Source organism: Pseudoclavibacter endophyticus (assembly GCF_008831085.1).
In the GTDB taxonomy this organism is placed as follows: domain Bacteria; phylum Actinomycetota; class Actinomycetes; order Actinomycetales; family Microbacteriaceae; genus Pseudoclavibacter; species Pseudoclavibacter endophyticus.
Genome location: NZ_WBJY01000001.1, coordinates 789,995 through 806,249 on the forward strand (window position 1 = coordinate 789,995; position 16,255 = coordinate 806,249).

Genomic DNA, 16,255 nt, shown 5'->3' on the forward strand with positions numbered 1-16,255 from the left:
GCGGCATGCTTCTCGCGCTCGACACCTCGGTCGGAACCGACGCCGCGGTGGTTTCGGCGCACGGCCGGATCCTGGGCCAGGCACGCATCGCCGACGGTCGGCACCACGCCGAGTCGATCGGCGGCGCGATCCGCGACGCCCTCGACGCCTCCGGCCTCGCCGCACAGCACATCACGGCCGTTGTCGCAGGCATGGGGCCCGGCCCGTTCACCGGCTTGCGCGTCGGGGTGGCGGCCGCTCGGGCATTCGCGGCGGCCCGCGGGATCGGCGTCGTGCCCGTCGCGAGCCACGACGCGATCGCGCACGAGTGGCGCTCGCAGCACCTGGAAGCGGCGGGCACCCTGCTCGTCACGACCGATGCTCGGCGGCGCGAGCTCGCGTGCTCCATCTACCCGGCCGGCTGGGTCATCGCCGCCGAGGGGCCAGTGCTGCTGAGCCCCGACGAGGTCGACGGCCACTTCACCGACGTCTCGCACCGGGTCGACGGCACCGAGGTGTCGGCGGCGCACCTCGCGCTCGCCTGGCTCGACCGGGCCGCGCTCGGCCTGGAGCCCGACGAGGACCGGCTCATCTACCTGCGCGCGCCTGACGCCGTCCCCTCGGGGGCACCGAAGCGGGTGACGCGATGACCGAGCGACTGAGCATCCGCGACGCCGAGCCGAGCGACCTCGACGCCATCGTTCGGCTCGACCGGGAGAGCTTCCCCCTCGACCCCTGGTCGCCCGGCTCCATGAAGGCGGAGCTGCTCAGCGAGCACACGCGGTATGTCGTGCTCGAGCGCGCCGGTGAAGTCGTCGGCTTCGCCGGCGTCATGGCGGCGCGCGGGTCGGGCGAGGGCGATGTGCAGACCATCGCCGTCGCGCCGTCGGTCCGTCGCGGCGGTTGGGCGACCCGCATGCTCGGGGGCCTCGCGCAGTGGGCGGTCGAGCGCGGAGCGCACCTGCTGTTCCTCGAGGTGCGCGAGACGAGCGAGGCGGCGCGCAGGCTCTACGAGGGCCTCGGGTTCGTCGAGATCGGCTACCGCCCCGGCTACTACCGTGGCGAAGGCGTCGCGGCGGTCGTCATGCGGGGCGACGCGCGGGCGGTCGCGGCGACCGCCCGGGCAACGGCGGAGCGATCGGCGGTCGATCCGCGCGAGGTGCTGGGGGAGCGGTCGGATGCCGGGGACGCCGATCCTGCCGGCGTACCGGCGACCGCGGGCGCCTCCGAGGCCGGCGGCGCGGCGCGCGAGGCCACGGTGCTCGGCATCGAGACCTCCTGCGACGAAACCGGTGTCGGTATCGTGCGCGGGCGGACGCTGCTCGCGAACGCTGTCGCCTCGTCGATGGACGAGCACGCGATCTTCGGCGGCGTCGTGCCCGAGGTGGCGGCGCGCGCGCACGTCGATGCGTTCGTACCCACGCTGCGCTCAGCGCTCGACGAGGCGCGCCTGACCCTCGACGACATCGACGCGATCGCGGTCACGGCGGGGCCCGGCCTCGCCGGCGCGCTCATGGTCGGCGTCGGGGCCGCCAAGGGCCTGGCCGAGGCGACCGGTCTGCCGCTCTATGGCGTCAACCACCTCGTCGGGCACATCGCGGCCGAGCTGCTCACGAGCGGCCGCCGACCGCTCGAGGCCCCCTGCATCGGCCTGCTCGTGTCAGGCGGGCACACGTCGCTCATCCTCGTGCGCGACCTCGTGGACGATGTCTCGCTGCTCGGCGAGACCATCGACGACGCGGCCGGCGAGGCGTTCGACAAGGTCGCGCGTCTCCTCGGACTCGGCTATCCGGGCGGGCCCGCGATCGACGCGGCCGCCGCCGAGGGCGACCCCGGCGCGTTCCGATTCCCGCGCGGCCTTTCCCTGCCGAAAGACCTTGCGAAGCATCGCTACGACTTCTCGTTCTCCGGCCTCAAGACCGCGGTCGCGCGCCAGGTCGAAGCCTTCGGCGACGCCGGCGAGGCGCTGCCGGTCGCCGACCTCGCGGCCAGCTTTCGCGAGGCGGTGGCCGACGTGCTCACGCGCAAGGCGATCGCGGCCTGCGTTGACAGCGACGTGCCGCGCCTCGTGCTGGGGGGTGGCGTCGCCGCGAACGCACGCGTACGCGAGCTCGCCGAGGAGCGCTGCGCAGAGGCCGGCATCGAACTGCGCGTGCCGCCGCTGCGTCTCTGCACCGACAATGGCGCGATGATCGCGGCGGCCGGAGCACTGCTGGTGGAAGCGGGGCGAGCGCCGTCGCCGCGCGCGTTCGGCGCCGACTCGACGCTGCCCATCACGAGCGCACAGGCCACCACGACCGACGCCCCGAGCACGATCTGACGACGAAGGAGACGACCGCGTGACCGACCGCCACGGCCGTGACCCCGAGGCCGGCGCCGAGACCGCGCCGGCCACCCCAGGGATTCCCGCGCTCCCGAACGTCGAGCTGCCGCCGATCAACCGGGCGCCGGCCGATCGCACGACTGCGGGCTACCTCGCAGCCACGCCGGGGTTCGCCGACGCGCCGGCCGGCCGGGAGGCGCCCGCCGGGGGATCGGCCGGCCCAGCGCCCGAGGACGGCGGCGAAGCACCCCAAGCCGGTCGCGCCGCGCCCGGTGCGGGTGACGCAGCACCCGAGGCGGATGCTGCAGCACAGGGCGCCGAGGGCGCACCGCCGGCACCGGCCGACGGGGGCGACGACCCGACCGAAGCATCCGGTACCCGCCGCCGCGCCCGTACCCTCTGGATCACCCTCGGCGTCGCGGTCGTGCTCGCTGCGGCGGCGACGTGGTTCGGCCTGGCCGGCGGCTTCGGCGTCCTCGGCGGCTGAGCGCGCCCACGACCGCCGCCGTTCGTCCCCACGCCGTACCATCGGAGCGACGCCTGTTCGCAGGTGCGCCGCGGCATGCCGCGACACCGGGCACCGAACCCAGCACCGACCGAGGGGACCACGCATGAGCTACGGCGGTTACGGCCCTGGCGGCAACGACCCCTTCGCCGGGGTCGGCCCCGGCAACGGCGCGCCCGGGAACGGCCAGCCGTTTGCGCAGGGCTACGGCGGGCAGGGCTACGGCGGGCAGGGCAATGACCACGGCCAGCAACCCGCACCATACGGCCAGTACGGGCCGGGCGCGCCGGGTGAGCCCGAGAACGAGAACCGGCTCTTCGGGCTGATCGCCATCGCCCTGGGGCTCGTCGGGTTCGTGCTCACGTTCGTCGCTCTCATCTCCATCCTCGGCGCGGTGATCGCGGCGATCGGCGTGGTGTTCGGGTTCGCGTCGATCGCGAAGGAGCCGACGGCCAAGGGGTTCGCCGTCACGGGGCTCGTCGCTGGATTCGCCGGGCTCGTCGTCGCGTTCGTGCAGGTGATTCTCGGGTTCATCATCGAGCGCTAGCATCGCGGGCCATGACGCGGCTACCGGTGGATCGTCGCGGCGCCGCCGCAGCCCCGCCGCCCGGATCCACCCCGAGCCGCATGTGCTGTCCGAGAGGCGACCACTACGATGCAGTGATGGCGTTCGCGTTCCGCTCAGCCCGAAACGTGGTGCGGCGCCCGACCGAGATCCAGTGGCCGGCGTCGTCCGCGCCGCAAGGGAAAGGAACTCCATGAGCGATCAGCAGAACCCGAACTTCCCGGCGCAGGGCTCCGGCGCCCCGCAGCAGCCGTCCGACCCGTTCGGCCAGCCGCCGCAGGGGCAGCAGAGCCAGGGCCAGCCGGGTCAGCCGCCGTTCGGCCAGGCTCCGCAGGCCGAGCCGTCGCCGTGGAGCGGCCAGGCCGGTGAGGGAGCTCCCGGCGGGTATCAGTCGTCGTTCGGCCGGCCCCCTGCCGGGCAGCAGGCCGACGGCGGGGCGACGAGCTCGTCCCCCTGGGGCGAGCAGACGAGCGCGGGCGCGCCGGCACCGCAGACCGACTTCGGCGCCCCCGGCGCCCCGGCGCCTGGCCAGTCGTCGTACGGCTCCTTCGGCGCACCGCCGTCCGGGTCGTCGGATGCCGCCGATTCGTCCGGCGGCGGTTCCGCGTCGGGGCAAACGTCGTACGGCTCGTTTGACCAGGCACCTGGCACCGGCGCGGAAGCTCCCGCGGCTCGCCAGTCCGATCCGGCTCCCGCCTGGGGCCAGGGCGGGCAGGCGCAGCCTGGTGGGGGGCAGGAAGCCGGTCAGCAGCCGGGCGGGTCCTTCGGCCAGCCCAGCGGCAACCCGTCGACGCCTGGACAGCCCGACACGTACGTCGAGGGTGACTACGGAACGGCGTCGCAGCAGGACTCCGGACGACCCGGTGGGTTCGGGCAGAGCAGCTTCGGGCAGCCAGCGCCGCAGCAGCAGCCTGAGCAGTCCGGCTCGTACGTCGAGGGCGACTACGGGCGGGCGTCGCAGCAAGACTCCGGACAGCCCGGGGGCTACGGGCAGAGCAGTTTCGGGCAGCCGGCGTCGCAGCAGCGTGAGCAGCCAGGTGGGTACGGTCAGAGCAGCTACGGCCAGCCGGGGCAGCCCGGCGGCTACGGGCAGAGCAGCTCTGGGCAGCCGGCGTCGCGGGAGTCCGGGCAGCCAGGGAGTTACGGGCAGAGCAGCTACGGTCAGCCGGCATCGCAGGAGTCCGGGCAGCCAGGTGGCTACGGGCAGAGCGCCTACGGCCAGCCGGGGCAGTCCGGCGCCTACGGTCAGAGCAGTTACGGGCAGCCGGCGCAGCCCGAGCAGCCGGGCGTCTACGGGCAGCCGCCCCAGCCGGGTGGCACCGGTCACGGCGGCTTCGGCCAGCCGGACCAGTCGTCGTTCGGCGCGCCCGCACAGCAGCAGCCCTACGGCCAGCAGCCCACCGCCCAGCCGAGCTACGGCCAGCAGGCACCGGGCCAGCAGGCGCCCGGTCACCCGGGACCTGGTCAGCAGGGCTTCGGCCAGCCGATGCCGGGTCAGCCGTATCCCGGGCAGCCCGCGCCGGGCCAGCAGTTCGGTCAGCAGCCGTACGGCCAGACGGGCCTCGGCGCCCAGGGGGCGAAGCCGTCACCCATCATGGGCGTCATTTCTGCCGCGCTCGGCGTCATCGCCCTCATCCTGATGCTGGTTCCCGCTCCGGGTTGGATCATCTCCGCCATTCTCGGCATCGCGGCGATCGGCGTCGGTATTCCGGGCATGCGCAAGCAGGGGCTCGGCAAGATGCTCAGCATCGTCGGCCTCGCGCTCGGCGGCATCGTGCTGCTGCTCGCGATCATCACACTCATCGTCGTGCTGGTCGTCTAACGAGCGACCCCGGCTCTGGCATTCGCGCCGGGCCGGCCCCGTACCCCGCGGTCGCGGGAGTCGTGGCCGGTGCCGGCGCGAGGCCGTTCCGGCGTCTCACACGCGGTCGGCCAAGAGCGCCTTCCGCGCGCCACCCACGCGGGTGCAGATGAGCGTTGCCGATTCGGAGCCCTTGAGCGACAGCTGGGCACGGAGCGCCGCGGGGTCGAGATCGACCCCGCGCTTCTTGATCTCGAGGCGGCCGATGCCGCGCGCGCGAAGCTCCCGCTTGAGCTTCGCGGTCTGCAGGGGCAACACCTCGCGTACGCGAAACGCGGTCGCGAAGGGGGTGCCGACCGCCTCGTCGCCCGTGATCCAGGCGATGTCGCGGGCGAGCATCCTGCCACCGAGCTCGCGAGCCACGTCGCCGATCAGCCGGGCGCGGATGATCGCGGGATCCGGTTCGAACACGAACTCGCCGAGCTCGCCGACGGGCTCGTCCTCGGCGGGGCCCGCCGCCGTGCGCTCAGCGGCGCGCTCGCCGAGCACGAGCGCCGACCGGCCGACGCCGTCGCGCTCGAGGCCGCCCGCCCACACGGTGGCCTCGACGAGCTCGCCGCCGACCGAGACCCACTGCGTCTCGACGCCCGCCGGCAGCAGATCGTGGTCGATGCCCGGGGCCAGTTTGACGCCGAGGCGATGCGTCGCGGCCGTTCCGAAGACCAGGTCGAGCGCGGGCGACCAGTCCGCCGGGTCGCCGAGCCGCCGAGCACCGCGGCCGGGCTTCGTCGCCCCGCCGGTTGCGCCGCTGCCGACCGCTTCGTTGCCCTGTGCCGGAGCATCCCGATGTTCCCGGCGCGCCGGATCGAACCAGAGGCCGTCGAACGCCGACAGGTCGATGGACTCGGCGCGCGCGTGTCGCACCGTCACGTTGTCGAACATCGCCAGGTTGTGCGTCGCCACGGCGGCCGTGACCTCATCGGCGTCGACCGCTGTGAGCTGGAACCCGAGGCTGGCCAACGCCATCGCGTCGGCGCCGATGCCGCAGCCGAGGTCGGCGACGCGCTCGCACCCGGCCGCGCGGAACCGCGCGGCGTGGTGCGCTGCGACGCTCAAGCGTGTGGCCTGCTGCAGGCCGTCCTCCGTGAAGAGCATTCGGTCGGCGAACCGACCGAATTTCGCGGTGGCCCGCCGCCGCAGTTTCGCCTGGGTGAGCACCGCGGCGACCGTGCGAGGATCGTGGCCATCACCGCGCATCCGGCTCACGAGCCCGAGCACGTCCGAGCGGTCGTCCACCTCGCCGACCCCGTCGAGCAGGCGCATCGCCTCGGGGGTCAGCAGGGCCAGCAACTCGTCTCGGTGCATCCCTCTACGCTAGCGGCGGACGCGCGGCACGACCTCGCGTTGGCATCCGGCACCGCGGGGCCATACACTGCCATTAGCACTCGCACCTGTCGGGTGCTAATCCCGCAAACTTCCACACTTGCATTACCGAGAAAGAGGTCAACCGTGTCGGTGAACATTCAGCCGCTCGAGGATCGAATCGTCGTTCAGCAGCTCGAGGCGGAGCAGACCACGGCGTCGGGTCTCGTGATCCCGGACACCGCGAAGGAGAAGCCCCAGGAAGGCGAGGTCGTGGCCGTCGGGCCCGGTCGTATCGACGACAACGGCAACCGCATTCCGCTCGACGTCGCGGTCGGTGACAAGGTCATCTACTCGAAGTACGGCGGCACGGAGGTCAAGTACGGCGGCGGCGAGTACCTCGTGCTCTCGGCCCGCGACGTGCTCGCGAAGATCTCCTAGGCATCAGCCCGCGAGAAGCGGCGGCGACTCGGCTCAGGCCGGGTCGCCGCCGTCGTTTCGTGCGACGGTCTTCGGCTTCGCCCCCGTGGGCGTACGATCCTCGACGTGAACACCTCGTCCCGCGCCGGCGTCGCCTACGCGGCACTCGCTTACGGACTGTGGGGGTTCCTGCCGCTGTACATCGCGTTGACGACACCAACGTCGAGCGTCGAGTTCATCGGCTGGCGCATCCTCCTCAGTGCCCTATTCTGCGCCATCCTGCTTGCCGTCATGCGCGGGTGGCGCGCGACCGGGCGACTGTTTCGCGATCGGCGGGTGGTCGGCACGCTCGCGCTCGCCGGCACCGTCGTCGCCGTGAACTGGTTCGTCTACGTGTTCGCCGTGATGTCGGGGCACACGGTCGAGGCGTCGCTCGGGTACTTCCTCAACCCGATCGTGTCGGTCGTGCTTGGACTCGTGGTGCTGAAGGAGCGGCTCCGGCCCCTCCAGTGGGCTGCCGCCGGCGTCGCGGTCGTCGCCGTGCTGGTGCTCGCGATCGGGTACGGCTCGTTTCCCTGGATCGCGCTCGTGCTCGCGTGCTCGTTCGGGTTCTACGGCCTCATCAAGAAGCGCGTGGGCGCGCGCGCCGGGGCGATTCCCGGGTTCTTCGTCGAAACGACGCTCATCGCCCCGATCGGTCTCGGCTGCCTCGCGTGGGCGCTCCTGGCCGGCGGCGGCATCACGCTCGGCAGCGTCTCGACCGACCACACGGCGGCGCTGCTGCTGGCCGGTGTTGTGACCTCGCTGCCCCTCCTGGCGTTCGCCGCGGCCGCCAAGCGGCTCACGCTCGTCGAAGTGGGCATGATGCAGTTCATCGCCCCCATCACCCAGTTCCTCATCGGCGTCTTCGTGTTCGGCGAGTCGATGCCGCCCGAGCGCTGGGCGGGGTTCGCGATCGTGTGGGTCGCGCTGGCGTGCTTCGCGATCGACCTCGTCATCGCGGGGCGCAGGCGCTCAGCCGCCACGGGAGCGCCCATGCCGCGATCCCCGGCGGATGCTCCCGGCCGCCCCGGAGGGCGCGGCCCGGCCGGACCCGCGTAAGCGGTTGTCGACGCCTCGCGGAATCGTTCGGCGCGCCGCGCGTCTCGGGCGTGTTTCGCGCGAGCGCCGCACGGCGTTACCATGACACCCACGTGGCGCACGGCATCCGCCACCGAGCATCCGGCTCCGCCGGTGCGGGTGAGGCGGACCGGGTGTCAGCGAGGTCGGCCCGATGGTGAGCGCCGCACTGCTCACCCGATCGAGCCCGCAGCCGTTCGGAACACGTGAGCCGCGTGGAGCGTTGCACTCGTGGCGTCGGCCGATGGCCGGATGACCGAGAAGCGAAGTGGGGCACCATGACCGACCACGACCCGTTTGCCCTCACCGGGCTGACCTACGACGACGTGCTGCTGCTGCCAGGGCACACCGACGTGATCCCCTCCGAGGCCGATACGGCGACTCGGCTCACACGCAACGTGGCCATCAACGTCCCGCTCATCTCGGCGGCGATGGACACCGTCACGGAATCGCGCATGGCGATTGCGATGGCCCGCCAGGGCGGGCTCGGAGTCCTGCACCGCAACCTCTCGATCGAAGACCAGGTCTCGATGGTCGACCGCGTCAAGCGCAGCGAATCGGGCATGGTCACGAACCCGGTCACGACGGGCCCCGACGCGACGCTCGCCGAGGTCGAGGCGGTCTGCGCCCGCTTCCGCATCTCCGGCCTGCCGGTCGTCGAGGCCGACGGTACGCTCATCGGCATCGTCTCCAACCGCGACATGCGTTTCGTCGACGAGCGCGAATACGCCACGACCAGGGTGCGCGACATCATGACGAGCGAGGGGCTCGTCACGGGCCACGTCGGCATCTCGGGTGACGAGGCCTTCGCGCTCCTGGGGCGGCACCGCATCGAGAAGCTGCCGCTCGTGGACGACGCGGGCAAGCTCACGGGCTTGATCACGGTCAAAGACTTCGAGAAGAGCGACAAGTACCCGCTCGCGACCAAGGATGCCGACGGCCGCCTCCGCGTCGGCGCCGCCATCGGTTTCTTCGGTGACGGGTGGGAGCGCGCGATGGGACTCGTCGAGGCGGGGGCCGACGTGCTCGTGGTCGACACCGCGAACGGGCAGTCGAAGGGCGTGCTCGACATGATCCGCCGGCTCAAGTCGGAGCCGCTCGCGAAGAACGTCGACATCGTCGGCGGCAATGTCGCGACGCGCGAGGGCGCGCAGGCGCTCGTCGACGCGGGCGCGGACGCCATCAAGGTCGGGGTGGGCCCCGGTTCCATCTGCACCACACGTATCGTTGCGGGGGTCGGGGTTCCGCAGATCACGGCCGTGCACCAGGCATCGCTCGCCGCGAAGCCCGCCGGCGTGCCGGTCATTGCCGACGGCGGCCTGCAGCACTCGGGTGACATCGCCAAGGCCCTCGTCGCCGGAGCCTCGAGCGTCATGCTGGGCTCGCTGCTCGCCGGCACCGACGAGTCGCCAGGCGACCTCGTTTTCGTGAACGGAAAGCAGTACAAGACCTATCGCGGCATGGGCTCGCTCGGCGCGCTGCAGTCGCGGGGCAAGAACACGTCGTACTCGAAGGACCGCTACTTCCAGTCCGACGTGCCGAGCGACGACGAGCTCATCGCCGAGGGCATCGAGGGGCGTGTCGCCTACCGCGGCACGGTGAAGCAGACGGTCTTCCAGCTTACCGGCGGCCTGCGACAGTCGATGTTCTACGTGGGCGCCCGCACGGTGCCCCAGCTCGTCGAGCGGGGCAAGTTCGTGCGCATCACGCCGGCCGGCCTCAAGGAGTCGCACCCGCATGACGTGCAGATGGTGGTCGAAGCGCCGAACTACCACCGCTGACGGCGTCGGCGCTCGGCAGTAGGCTGGCCCGGTGGAACATCTCGAGATCGGCCGGGCCAAACGGGCCCGCCGCGTGTACAGCTTCGACGACGTCGCGATCGTGCCCTCGCGGCGCACGCGAGACCGGGAGGACGTGTCGACGCAGTGGCGGATCGACGCGTTCACGTTCGAACTGCCGTTCCTCGCGGCGCCCATGGACTCGGTCATGTCGCCCGCGACGGCCATCGCGTTCGGCAGGTTCGGCGGGCTCGGCGTCCTCGACCTGGAGGGGCTGTGGACGCGGTACGACGATCCGGCAAGCCTGATCGACGAGATCGTCGACCTGCCGCCGCACGAGGCGACCGCGCGCATGCAGGCGATCTATGAGGCGCCGATCCGAAGCGAGCTGATCGCGGCCCGCCTCGGCGAGATCCGCGCGGCCGGAGTACCGGTCGCCGGCGCGCTCTCGCCCCAGCGCACGCAGGAGTTCTACAACGACGTCATCACGGCGGGCGTCGACCTGTTCGTGATTCGGGGCACGACCGTCTCGGCCGAACACGTCTCCCGCACCGCTGAGCCGCTCAACCTCAAGCAGTTCATCTACGAGCTCGACGTGCCGGTCATCGTGGGGGGCGCCGCGACGTACACGGCCGCGCTCCACCTCATGCGCACGGGCGCCGCCGGGGTACTCGTCGGCTTCGGCGGCGGCGCCGCCTCGACGACGCGCCGCGTACTCGGCATTCATGCCCCCATGGCGACCGCGGTCGCCGACGTGGCCGGTGCCCGTCGCGACTACCTCGACGAGTCGGGGGGCCGCTACGTGCACGTCATCGCCGACGGCGGCCTCGGCAACTCGGGCGAGATCGTCAAGGCGATCGCCTCGGGGGCAGACGCCGTCATGCTCGGCGCGGCGCTCGCGCGCGCGACCGACGCGCCCGGTCGGGGCCGGCACTGGGGCGCCGAGGCGCGACATGACCGCCTGCCCCGCGGCAACCGGGTCGAGGTGGGAACGGTCGGGTCGATGGAGGAGATCCTCTTCGGGCCGGCCCGTCACGCCGACGGCACGTCGAACCTCATCGGCGCGCTCCGTCACGCGATGGCGACGACCGGCTATGTTGACCTGAAAGAATTCCAGCGGGCCGAGATGATCGTCTCGCCCACGACGCACGCGTAGACGGGCAGGCCGCGCAGCCGTGAACTCGATCCCCAGCAACTCGCCCTCGACCAACTCGACGACGAAGCGTTCCGAGCGCCTCGGGCCGGCCGAGCGTCGCCAAGCGATCGAAGCGCTGCGCGCGAAAGATCTCGACGTGCTCGTCATCGGCGGCGGCGTCGTCGGCACCGGCGCAGCCCTCGACGCGGTCACGCGCGGCTTGAGCGTCGGCCTCGTCGAGGCGCGCGACTTCGGCTCTGGCACGTCGTCGCGGTCGTCGAAACTCATCCACGGTGGCATCCGGTACCTCGAGCAGCTCGACTTCGGCCTCGTGCGCGAGGCGCTCGTCGAGCGCGGCCTCCTGATGCAGCGCATCGCGCCGCACCTCGTGTCGCCGGTTCGGTTCCTGTATCCGCTGCGGAAGCCCCTCATCGAGCGCGCCTACATCGGCGCAGGCATGCTGCTGTACGACCTGTTCAGTCGCACCGGCGTGGGCAGCCCCGGCGTGCCCATGCACCGGCACCTCACCCGCGGACAGATCGCCCGGCTCGCACCCGGCCTCTCGCGCCGCGCCTACCTCGGCGGCATCGTGTACTCGGATGCGCAGATGGACGACGCCCGCTACGTCGCGATGCTCGCGCGCACCGCCTCCTTCTACGGCGCCCACGTCGCCCCGCGCGTGCGCGTCGAGGGGTTCCTCAAGGTCGGCGAGCGCGTCGTCGGTGCACAGGCGGTGGACGTCGAGAGCGGCGAGCGCTTCGAGATCCGCGCCAAGCAGGTCGTCAACGCGACGGGCGTGTGGACCGACGACACCAACACGATGGTCGGCGAGCGCGCGAGCTTCCGGGTGCGGGCGTCGAAGGGCATTCACCTCGTGGTGCCACGCGACCGCTTCCAGTCGCGCGTCGGGTTGCTGCTGCGCACCGAGAAGAGCGTCCTGTTCGTGATCCCCTGGGGACGGCACTGGATCATCGGCACCACCGACACCGACTGGACCCTCGACAAGGCGCATCCAGCCGCGACGGCCGCCGACATCGACTACCTGCTCACGCACGTCAACGAGGTGCTCGCGGTCAAGCTCACGCGCGACGACGTCGAGGGCGTGTTCGCGGGGCTTCGTCCGCTGCTCGCCGGTGAGAGCGACGAGACCTCGAAGCTGTCTCGCGAGCATCTCGTGGCGCATTCAGCCCCCGGGCTCGTCCTCGTCGCCGGCGGAAAGTTCACGACGTACCGGGTGATGGCGAAGGATGCGATCGATGCCGCCGTCGACGCGTTCGATGTGCGGGTACCGCCGTCGACGACGGAGGACGTGCCCCTGCTCGGAGCCACGGGTTTCCGAGCCGCTTGGAACCGCCGCGCGAAGATCGCCCGCGCGTTCGGCGTGCACCGGGTGCGCATCGAGCATCTGCTTCGCCGCTACGGCACGCTGACCGACGAGCTGCTCGACCTCATCCGGGCGCGCCCCGAGCTCGTGGAGCCGGTGCCGGGCGCCGACGACTACATCCTCGCGGAGATCGTGTACGCCGCGTCGCACGAGGGGGCGCTGCACCTCGACGACGTGCTGGCGCGGCGCACCCGCATCTCGATCGAGGCGTGGGACCGGGGTGTGTCGGCCGCACCGGTCGCGGCCGAGCTCATGGGCGACGTGCTCGGCTGGGATGCCGCGCGTCGCGAGCGCGAGACCTCGGCATATCGCTCGCGCGTCGCGGCCGAGATCGCAAGCCAGCAGGAGCCGGACGACGAGTCGGCCGATCGCGTGCGGTTGCAGGCGCCCGACATTGGCTCGGTGCTCGAAAGGGCGGGCGACAACACGCCGATCGGGACGGCCCCGGTCGACGCGAGCGCAGCATCCGCCGCCGACAGCACGGAAGCGGCGGACTCTGCTCGATGATCCGCGTCATGACCCGGCCGAAATGGCTGGCGATGCTCGTGCTGGTCTTCGCGGTCGCCGCGGCGTTCGCCGGGCTTGCCCAGTGGCAGATCGACCAGGCCGTGCGGTCGGCCCAGCAGGCGTCGCAGCCGGCGCTTGGACCGACCACGCTCGGCGTTGCGGCGACGCCGCAGGAGGGGCTGTTTGACTCCTCGGTCGGCCGCACGGTGTCGTTCGAGGGCGTCGTCGATCCCCGCGATATCGACATCGTGACCGACAGGCTGCAGGGCACCGACCTCGGGTACTGGGTGATCGGCCACGTCTACGTCACCGACGACGGTGTCACCGATTGGGACGGCCGGCCCCGCTCCGGGCACGCACCGAGCCTGGCCGTGGCATTCGGATGGGCGGCGACGCTCGACGAGGCTCAGCGGTCCGCCGACGAGCTGCGTGCGTCGATCTCGCCGGCGGCCGACGCCGAGCCGGCCGAGTTCCAGGGGCGACTCGAGTACGGGCAGGCGCCGAGTCCGCCGGCGGCCGGCGACGATCCGCACACCATCGGTCAGATGGCGCCGGCGTACCTGCTCAACCGCTGGGCCGAGCCGGGGCCGCTGGCGTACGGGTCGTACGTGGTGCTCGACCTCGGCGAGGCCGATCGCGCCGGCCTTGAGCCGATCACGGTCGTGACGGCGGCGCAGGACGGCACGAGCCTGAACATGCTCAACGTGTTCTACGCCATCGAGTGGGTCGTCTTCGCGCTGTTCGCCTTCTACGTGTGGTGGCGCCTCGTGCGGGCCGAGTACGAGCGGGAGCGCGAGACCGCGCTGGCGATGCGAAACCCAGATGAGCGCGTCGAGGAGGAGGTCCGGATGCGTGTGCTGCGGCGACTGCGCGACGAGCGAGCCGGGGGTACCGGGGGCGCCGGGAGCGGCCGGTGACGGGCCTGGCCGTCTGAGTGCGGCTGGTGCCACGGCGCGTAGACCTGTCGGCGTGTCGCGCGTTCGATGCACTCAGACGGGCAGCGAGTGATGACGGGATGGCGGCGGGTCGCGAGCAGAGATCGGTGCTGCCGAGGCCGTGCACGCGGCACGCTCGACGGCTCGTAGAATGGCTGCCATGCCTGCGCTGATCCGGAACATCGACCGACCGCGACCCGAGTCGTTTCCCCGGATCAACCTTGCCCTGCGCTGCTACCAGATCACGTCGTACATCACGGGCGTGCTGCTGCTGCTGCTCGTCGTCGAGATGATCTTCAAGTACGGCTTCCACCTCGAGTTCGACGCCTTCGGCGCGTTCGGGGTGCTCGCGCTCGTTCCAGAGGGCACGACGTCCGGCGTCAACCTGAGCCTCTGGGTGCTCATCGTGCACGGTTGGTTCTACGTCGTGTACCTCATCGCCTGTTTCGTGCTGTGGCAGCTCATGCGCTGGCCGCTCCTGTGGCTTCTCGCCATGGCGGCCGGCGGCGTCGTGCCGTTCATGTCGTTCATCACCGAGATGTTCATGGCTCGCAAAGTGCGCACCGAGCTGCGGGGCTATCAACGCCATGACGCGGAGCGCGAGCGCGAACGGGCCGAGCTCTCGGACTTCGAGGCGACCCTCAGCGACGAGGAGCGCGCCCGCATCGACGCCGAGGTCGAGCGTGAGCTCGCCGAACGACGCACCGGAACACCGACCGCAGACGCGAGCGAAGGGCGACCATGACCACCTCAATGAGCGGCGCCCCAGGGGCCGAGCCAGCGACGGGCGCAGTAAGCGCGGACGCGGGCGAGGGCCCCGGCACCGAGCATCGACCCGTGCTCGTCGTCGATTTCGGCGCGCAGTACGCCCAGCTCATTGCGCGCCGGGTGCGCGAGGCAAACGTGTACTCCGAGATCGTGCCCCACTCGATCACGGCGGACGAGGTGCGCACGAAGCAGCCCGCCGCGATCATCCTCTCCGGCGGCCCATCGAGCGTGTACACCGCGGGGGCTCCCGCCCTCGACGAGGGAATCCTGCAGCTCGGGGTGCCGACGCTCGGCATCTGCTACGGCTTCCAGGTCATGGCCTCGCAGCTCGGCGGTGAGGTCGCCCGCACGGGCAGGCGCGAGTACGGCTCGACGCAGGTCACGCTCACGGGAGACGACTCATCGCTGCTCGACGGCCAGCCGTCGTCGCAGGTCGTGTGGATGAGCCACGGTGACGCCGTCGTGCGAGCCCCCGACGGCTTCTCCGTCCTGGCGGCGACCGAGGACACGCCGGTCGCCGCGTTCGCCGACGAGCGTCGCCGGCTCTACGGCCTGCAGTGGCACCCGGAGGTGCGGCACTCGGAGCACGGCCAGGCGGCACTCGAGGCGTTCCTGCACGACGCGGCCCGTCTGCCGGGCGACTGGACGCCGGGCGAGATCATCGCCGAACAGGTCGCGCGCATCCGGGAGCAGGTCGGCGACGGGCAGGTCATCTGCGGTCTCTCGGGCGGCGTCGACTCGGCGGTCGCCGCGGCCCTCGTGCAGCGCGCGGTCGGCGACCAGCTCACGTGCGTGTTCGTCGATCACGGCCTGCTCCGGCAGGACGAGCGGGCGCAGGTCGAGCGAGATTTCGTCTCGGCCACGGGCGTGCGGCTCGTGACAGTCGATGCCCGCGAGCAGTTCCTGACCGCCCTCGCCGGGGTGAGCGACCCCGAGCAGAAGCGCAAGATCATCGGCCGCGAGTTCATCCGCACGTTCGAGCAGGCCGAGCGCGACCTCATCGCCGAGAAGGCGGGCGAGGGCGAGCGCATCGGCTTCCTCGTGCAGGGCACGCTCTATCCCGACGTGGTCGAGTCGGGCGGCGGCACGGGAACCGCGAACATCAAGAGCCACCACAACGTCGGTGGGCTGCCGGAAGACCTCGAGTTCGAGCTCGTCGAGCCCCTGCGCACCCTCTTCAAGGACGAGGTGCGGCAGGTGGGTCGCGAGCTGGGCGTGCCAGAGGTGATCGTGGCCCGCCAGCCGTTCCCCGGTCCCGGCCTCGGCATCCGCATTGTCGGCGAGGTGACCGAGGCGCGGCTCGAGCTGCTGCGCCGCGCCGACGCCATCGTGCGCGACGAACTCACCGCCGCCGGCCTCGACGACGAGATCTGGCAGTGTCCGGTCGTGCTGCTCGCCGACGTGCGTTCGGTCGGCGTGCAGGGCGACGGCCGCACGTACGGGCACCCGATCGTGCTCCGGCCCGTTTCGAGCGAGGATGCGATGACGGCCGACTGGACGCGCGTGCCGTACGAGGTGCTCGCACGCATCTCGAACCGCATCACCAACGAGGTCGACGGCGTGAACCGCGTCGTGCTCGATGTGACCTCGAAGCCCCCTGGCACCATCGAGTGGGAGTAGCGGGGCGCCGCCTCGGGCTCCCCGCGGATCCGCACCGCCTCGCGCTCCTCGAGG

At 71.8% G+C, this 16,255-nt stretch carries 14 protein-coding genes; 13 read left to right on the forward strand and 1 reads right to left on the reverse strand.

Annotated elements, in window-relative coordinates; genetic code table 11:
• Positions 1 to 5: 5 nt before the first annotated feature.
• From tsaB to F8O04_RS03385, 5 genes are all read left to right on the forward strand, one after another.
• Positions 6 to 629, forward strand: coding sequence for a tRNA (adenosine(37)-N6)-threonylcarbamoyltransferase complex dimerization subunit type 1 TsaB (tsaB, locus tag F8O04_RS03365; protein ID WP_158027914.1), 624 nt, complete (start codon positions 6 to 8; stop codon positions 627 to 629).
• Positions 626 to 2,299: a tRNA (adenosine(37)-N6)-threonylcarbamoyltransferase complex transferase subunit TsaD gene (tsaD, locus tag F8O04_RS03370; RefSeq protein WP_158027915.1), complete on the forward strand. Its 1,674-nt coding sequence runs from the start codon at positions 626 to 628 to the stop codon at positions 2,297 to 2,299. Before tsaB ends, tsaD begins: the two co-directional genes overlap by 4 nt.
• A gap of 19 nt (positions 2,300 to 2,318) precedes the next feature.
• Positions 2,319 to 2,789, forward strand: a complete 471-nt coding sequence (locus tag F8O04_RS03375) for a hypothetical protein (protein WP_158027916.1) — start codon at positions 2,319 to 2,321, stop codon at positions 2,787 to 2,789.
• Between the two features lie 124 nt (positions 2,790 to 2,913).
• Complete coding sequence (locus F8O04_RS03380) at positions 2,914 to 3,354, forward strand: hypothetical protein (RefSeq protein ID WP_158027917.1); 441 nt, start codon at positions 2,914 to 2,916, stop codon at positions 3,352 to 3,354.
• Positions 3,355 to 3,565: 211 nt separating this feature from the next.
• Complete coding sequence (locus tag F8O04_RS03385; RefSeq protein ID WP_158027918.1) at positions 3,566 to 5,194, forward strand: hypothetical protein; 1,629 nt, start codon at positions 3,566 to 3,568, stop codon at positions 5,192 to 5,194.
• A 96-nt stretch (positions 5,195 to 5,290) separates the two neighbouring features.
• Here F8O04_RS03385 and F8O04_RS03390 read toward each other — a convergent pair whose 3' ends face one another.
• Positions 5,291 to 6,538: a class I SAM-dependent methyltransferase gene (locus tag F8O04_RS03390; RefSeq protein ID WP_158027919.1), complete on the reverse strand. Its 1,248-nt coding sequence runs from the start codon at positions 6,536 to 6,538 to the stop codon at positions 5,291 to 5,293.
• A gap of 144 nt (positions 6,539 to 6,682) precedes the next feature.
• On the opposite strand from F8O04_RS03390, the gene groES reads away from it, so the two are divergent.
• The 8 genes from groES to guaA all read left to right on the forward strand — a co-directional run bounded on the left by groES (position 6,683) and on the right by guaA (position 16,201).
• Positions 6,683 to 6,976, forward strand: coding sequence for a co-chaperone GroES (gene groES / locus F8O04_RS03395; protein ID WP_158027920.1), 294 nt, complete (start codon positions 6,683 to 6,685; stop codon positions 6,974 to 6,976).
• Positions 6,977 to 7,081: 105 nt separating this feature from the next.
• On the forward strand, positions 7,082 to 8,056 hold the full coding sequence (gene rarD, locus F8O04_RS03400; protein WP_225734843.1) for an EamA family transporter RarD: 975 nt from the start codon (positions 7,082 to 7,084) through the stop codon (positions 8,054 to 8,056).
• A 296-nt stretch (positions 8,057 to 8,352) separates the two neighbouring features.
• Entirely contained in the window at positions 8,353 to 9,855 is a 1,503-nt protein-coding gene (guaB, locus tag F8O04_RS03405; RefSeq protein WP_158027922.1) for an IMP dehydrogenase, read from the forward strand.
• 31 nt (positions 9,856 to 9,886) lie between these two features.
• Positions 9,887 to 11,008 carry a GuaB3 family IMP dehydrogenase-related protein gene (locus F8O04_RS03410; RefSeq protein ID WP_158027923.1) on the forward strand — a complete coding sequence of 374 codons (1,122 nt, stop codon included), beginning with the start codon at positions 9,887 to 9,889 and terminating at the stop codon, positions 11,006 to 11,008.
• 19 nt (positions 11,009 to 11,027) lie between these two features.
• Positions 11,028 to 12,878: a glycerol-3-phosphate dehydrogenase/oxidase gene (locus tag F8O04_RS03415; protein WP_225734844.1), complete on the forward strand. Its 1,851-nt coding sequence runs from the start codon at positions 11,028 to 11,030 to the stop codon at positions 12,876 to 12,878.
• Between the two features lie 8 nt (positions 12,879 to 12,886).
• Positions 12,887 to 13,795: an SURF1 family cytochrome oxidase biogenesis protein gene (locus tag F8O04_RS03420; RefSeq protein WP_188726300.1), complete on the forward strand. Its 909-nt coding sequence runs from the start codon at positions 12,887 to 12,889 to the stop codon at positions 13,793 to 13,795.
• Between the two features lie 178 nt (positions 13,796 to 13,973).
• Positions 13,974 to 14,558, forward strand: a complete 585-nt coding sequence (locus F8O04_RS03425; RefSeq protein ID WP_225734845.1) for a DUF3817 domain-containing protein — start codon at positions 13,974 to 13,976, stop codon at positions 14,556 to 14,558.
• Entirely contained in the window at positions 14,555 to 16,201 is a 1,647-nt protein-coding gene (gene guaA / locus F8O04_RS03430) for a glutamine-hydrolyzing GMP synthase (protein ID WP_225734846.1), read from the forward strand. Before F8O04_RS03425 ends, guaA begins: the two co-directional genes overlap by 4 nt.
• The last annotated feature ends 54 nt before the right edge of the window (positions 16,202 to 16,255 follow it).

Coding starts and splice junctions, on each gene's coding strand:
- F8O04_RS03420 (WP_188726300.1), top strand. CDS start 12,887: ATGACCCGGCCGAAATGGCTGGCGATGCTCGTGCTGGTCTTCGCGGTC.
- F8O04_RS03380 (WP_158027917.1), top strand. CDS start 2,914: ATGAGCTACGGCGGTTACGGCCCTGGCGGCAACGACCCCTTCGCCGGG.
- guaB (WP_158027922.1), top strand. CDS start 8,353: ATGACCGACCACGACCCGTTTGCCCTCACCGGGCTGACCTACGACGAC.
- tsaD (WP_158027915.1), top strand. CDS start 626: ATGACCGAGCGACTGAGCATCCGCGACGCCGAGCCGAGCGACCTCGAC.
- F8O04_RS03425 (WP_225734845.1), top strand. CDS start 13,974: ATGCCTGCGCTGATCCGGAACATCGACCGACCGCGACCCGAGTCGTTT.
- guaA (WP_225734846.1), top strand. CDS start 14,555: ATGACCACCTCAATGAGCGGCGCCCCAGGGGCCGAGCCAGCGACGGGC.
- F8O04_RS03385 (WP_158027918.1), top strand. CDS start 3,566: ATGAGCGATCAGCAGAACCCGAACTTCCCGGCGCAGGGCTCCGGCGCC.
- tsaB (WP_158027914.1), top strand. CDS start 6: ATGCTTCTCGCGCTCGACACCTCGGTCGGAACCGACGCCGCGGTGGTT.
- F8O04_RS03390 (WP_158027919.1), bottom strand. CDS start 6,538: ATGCACCGAGACGAGTTGCTGGCCCTGCTGACCCCCGAGGCGATGCGC.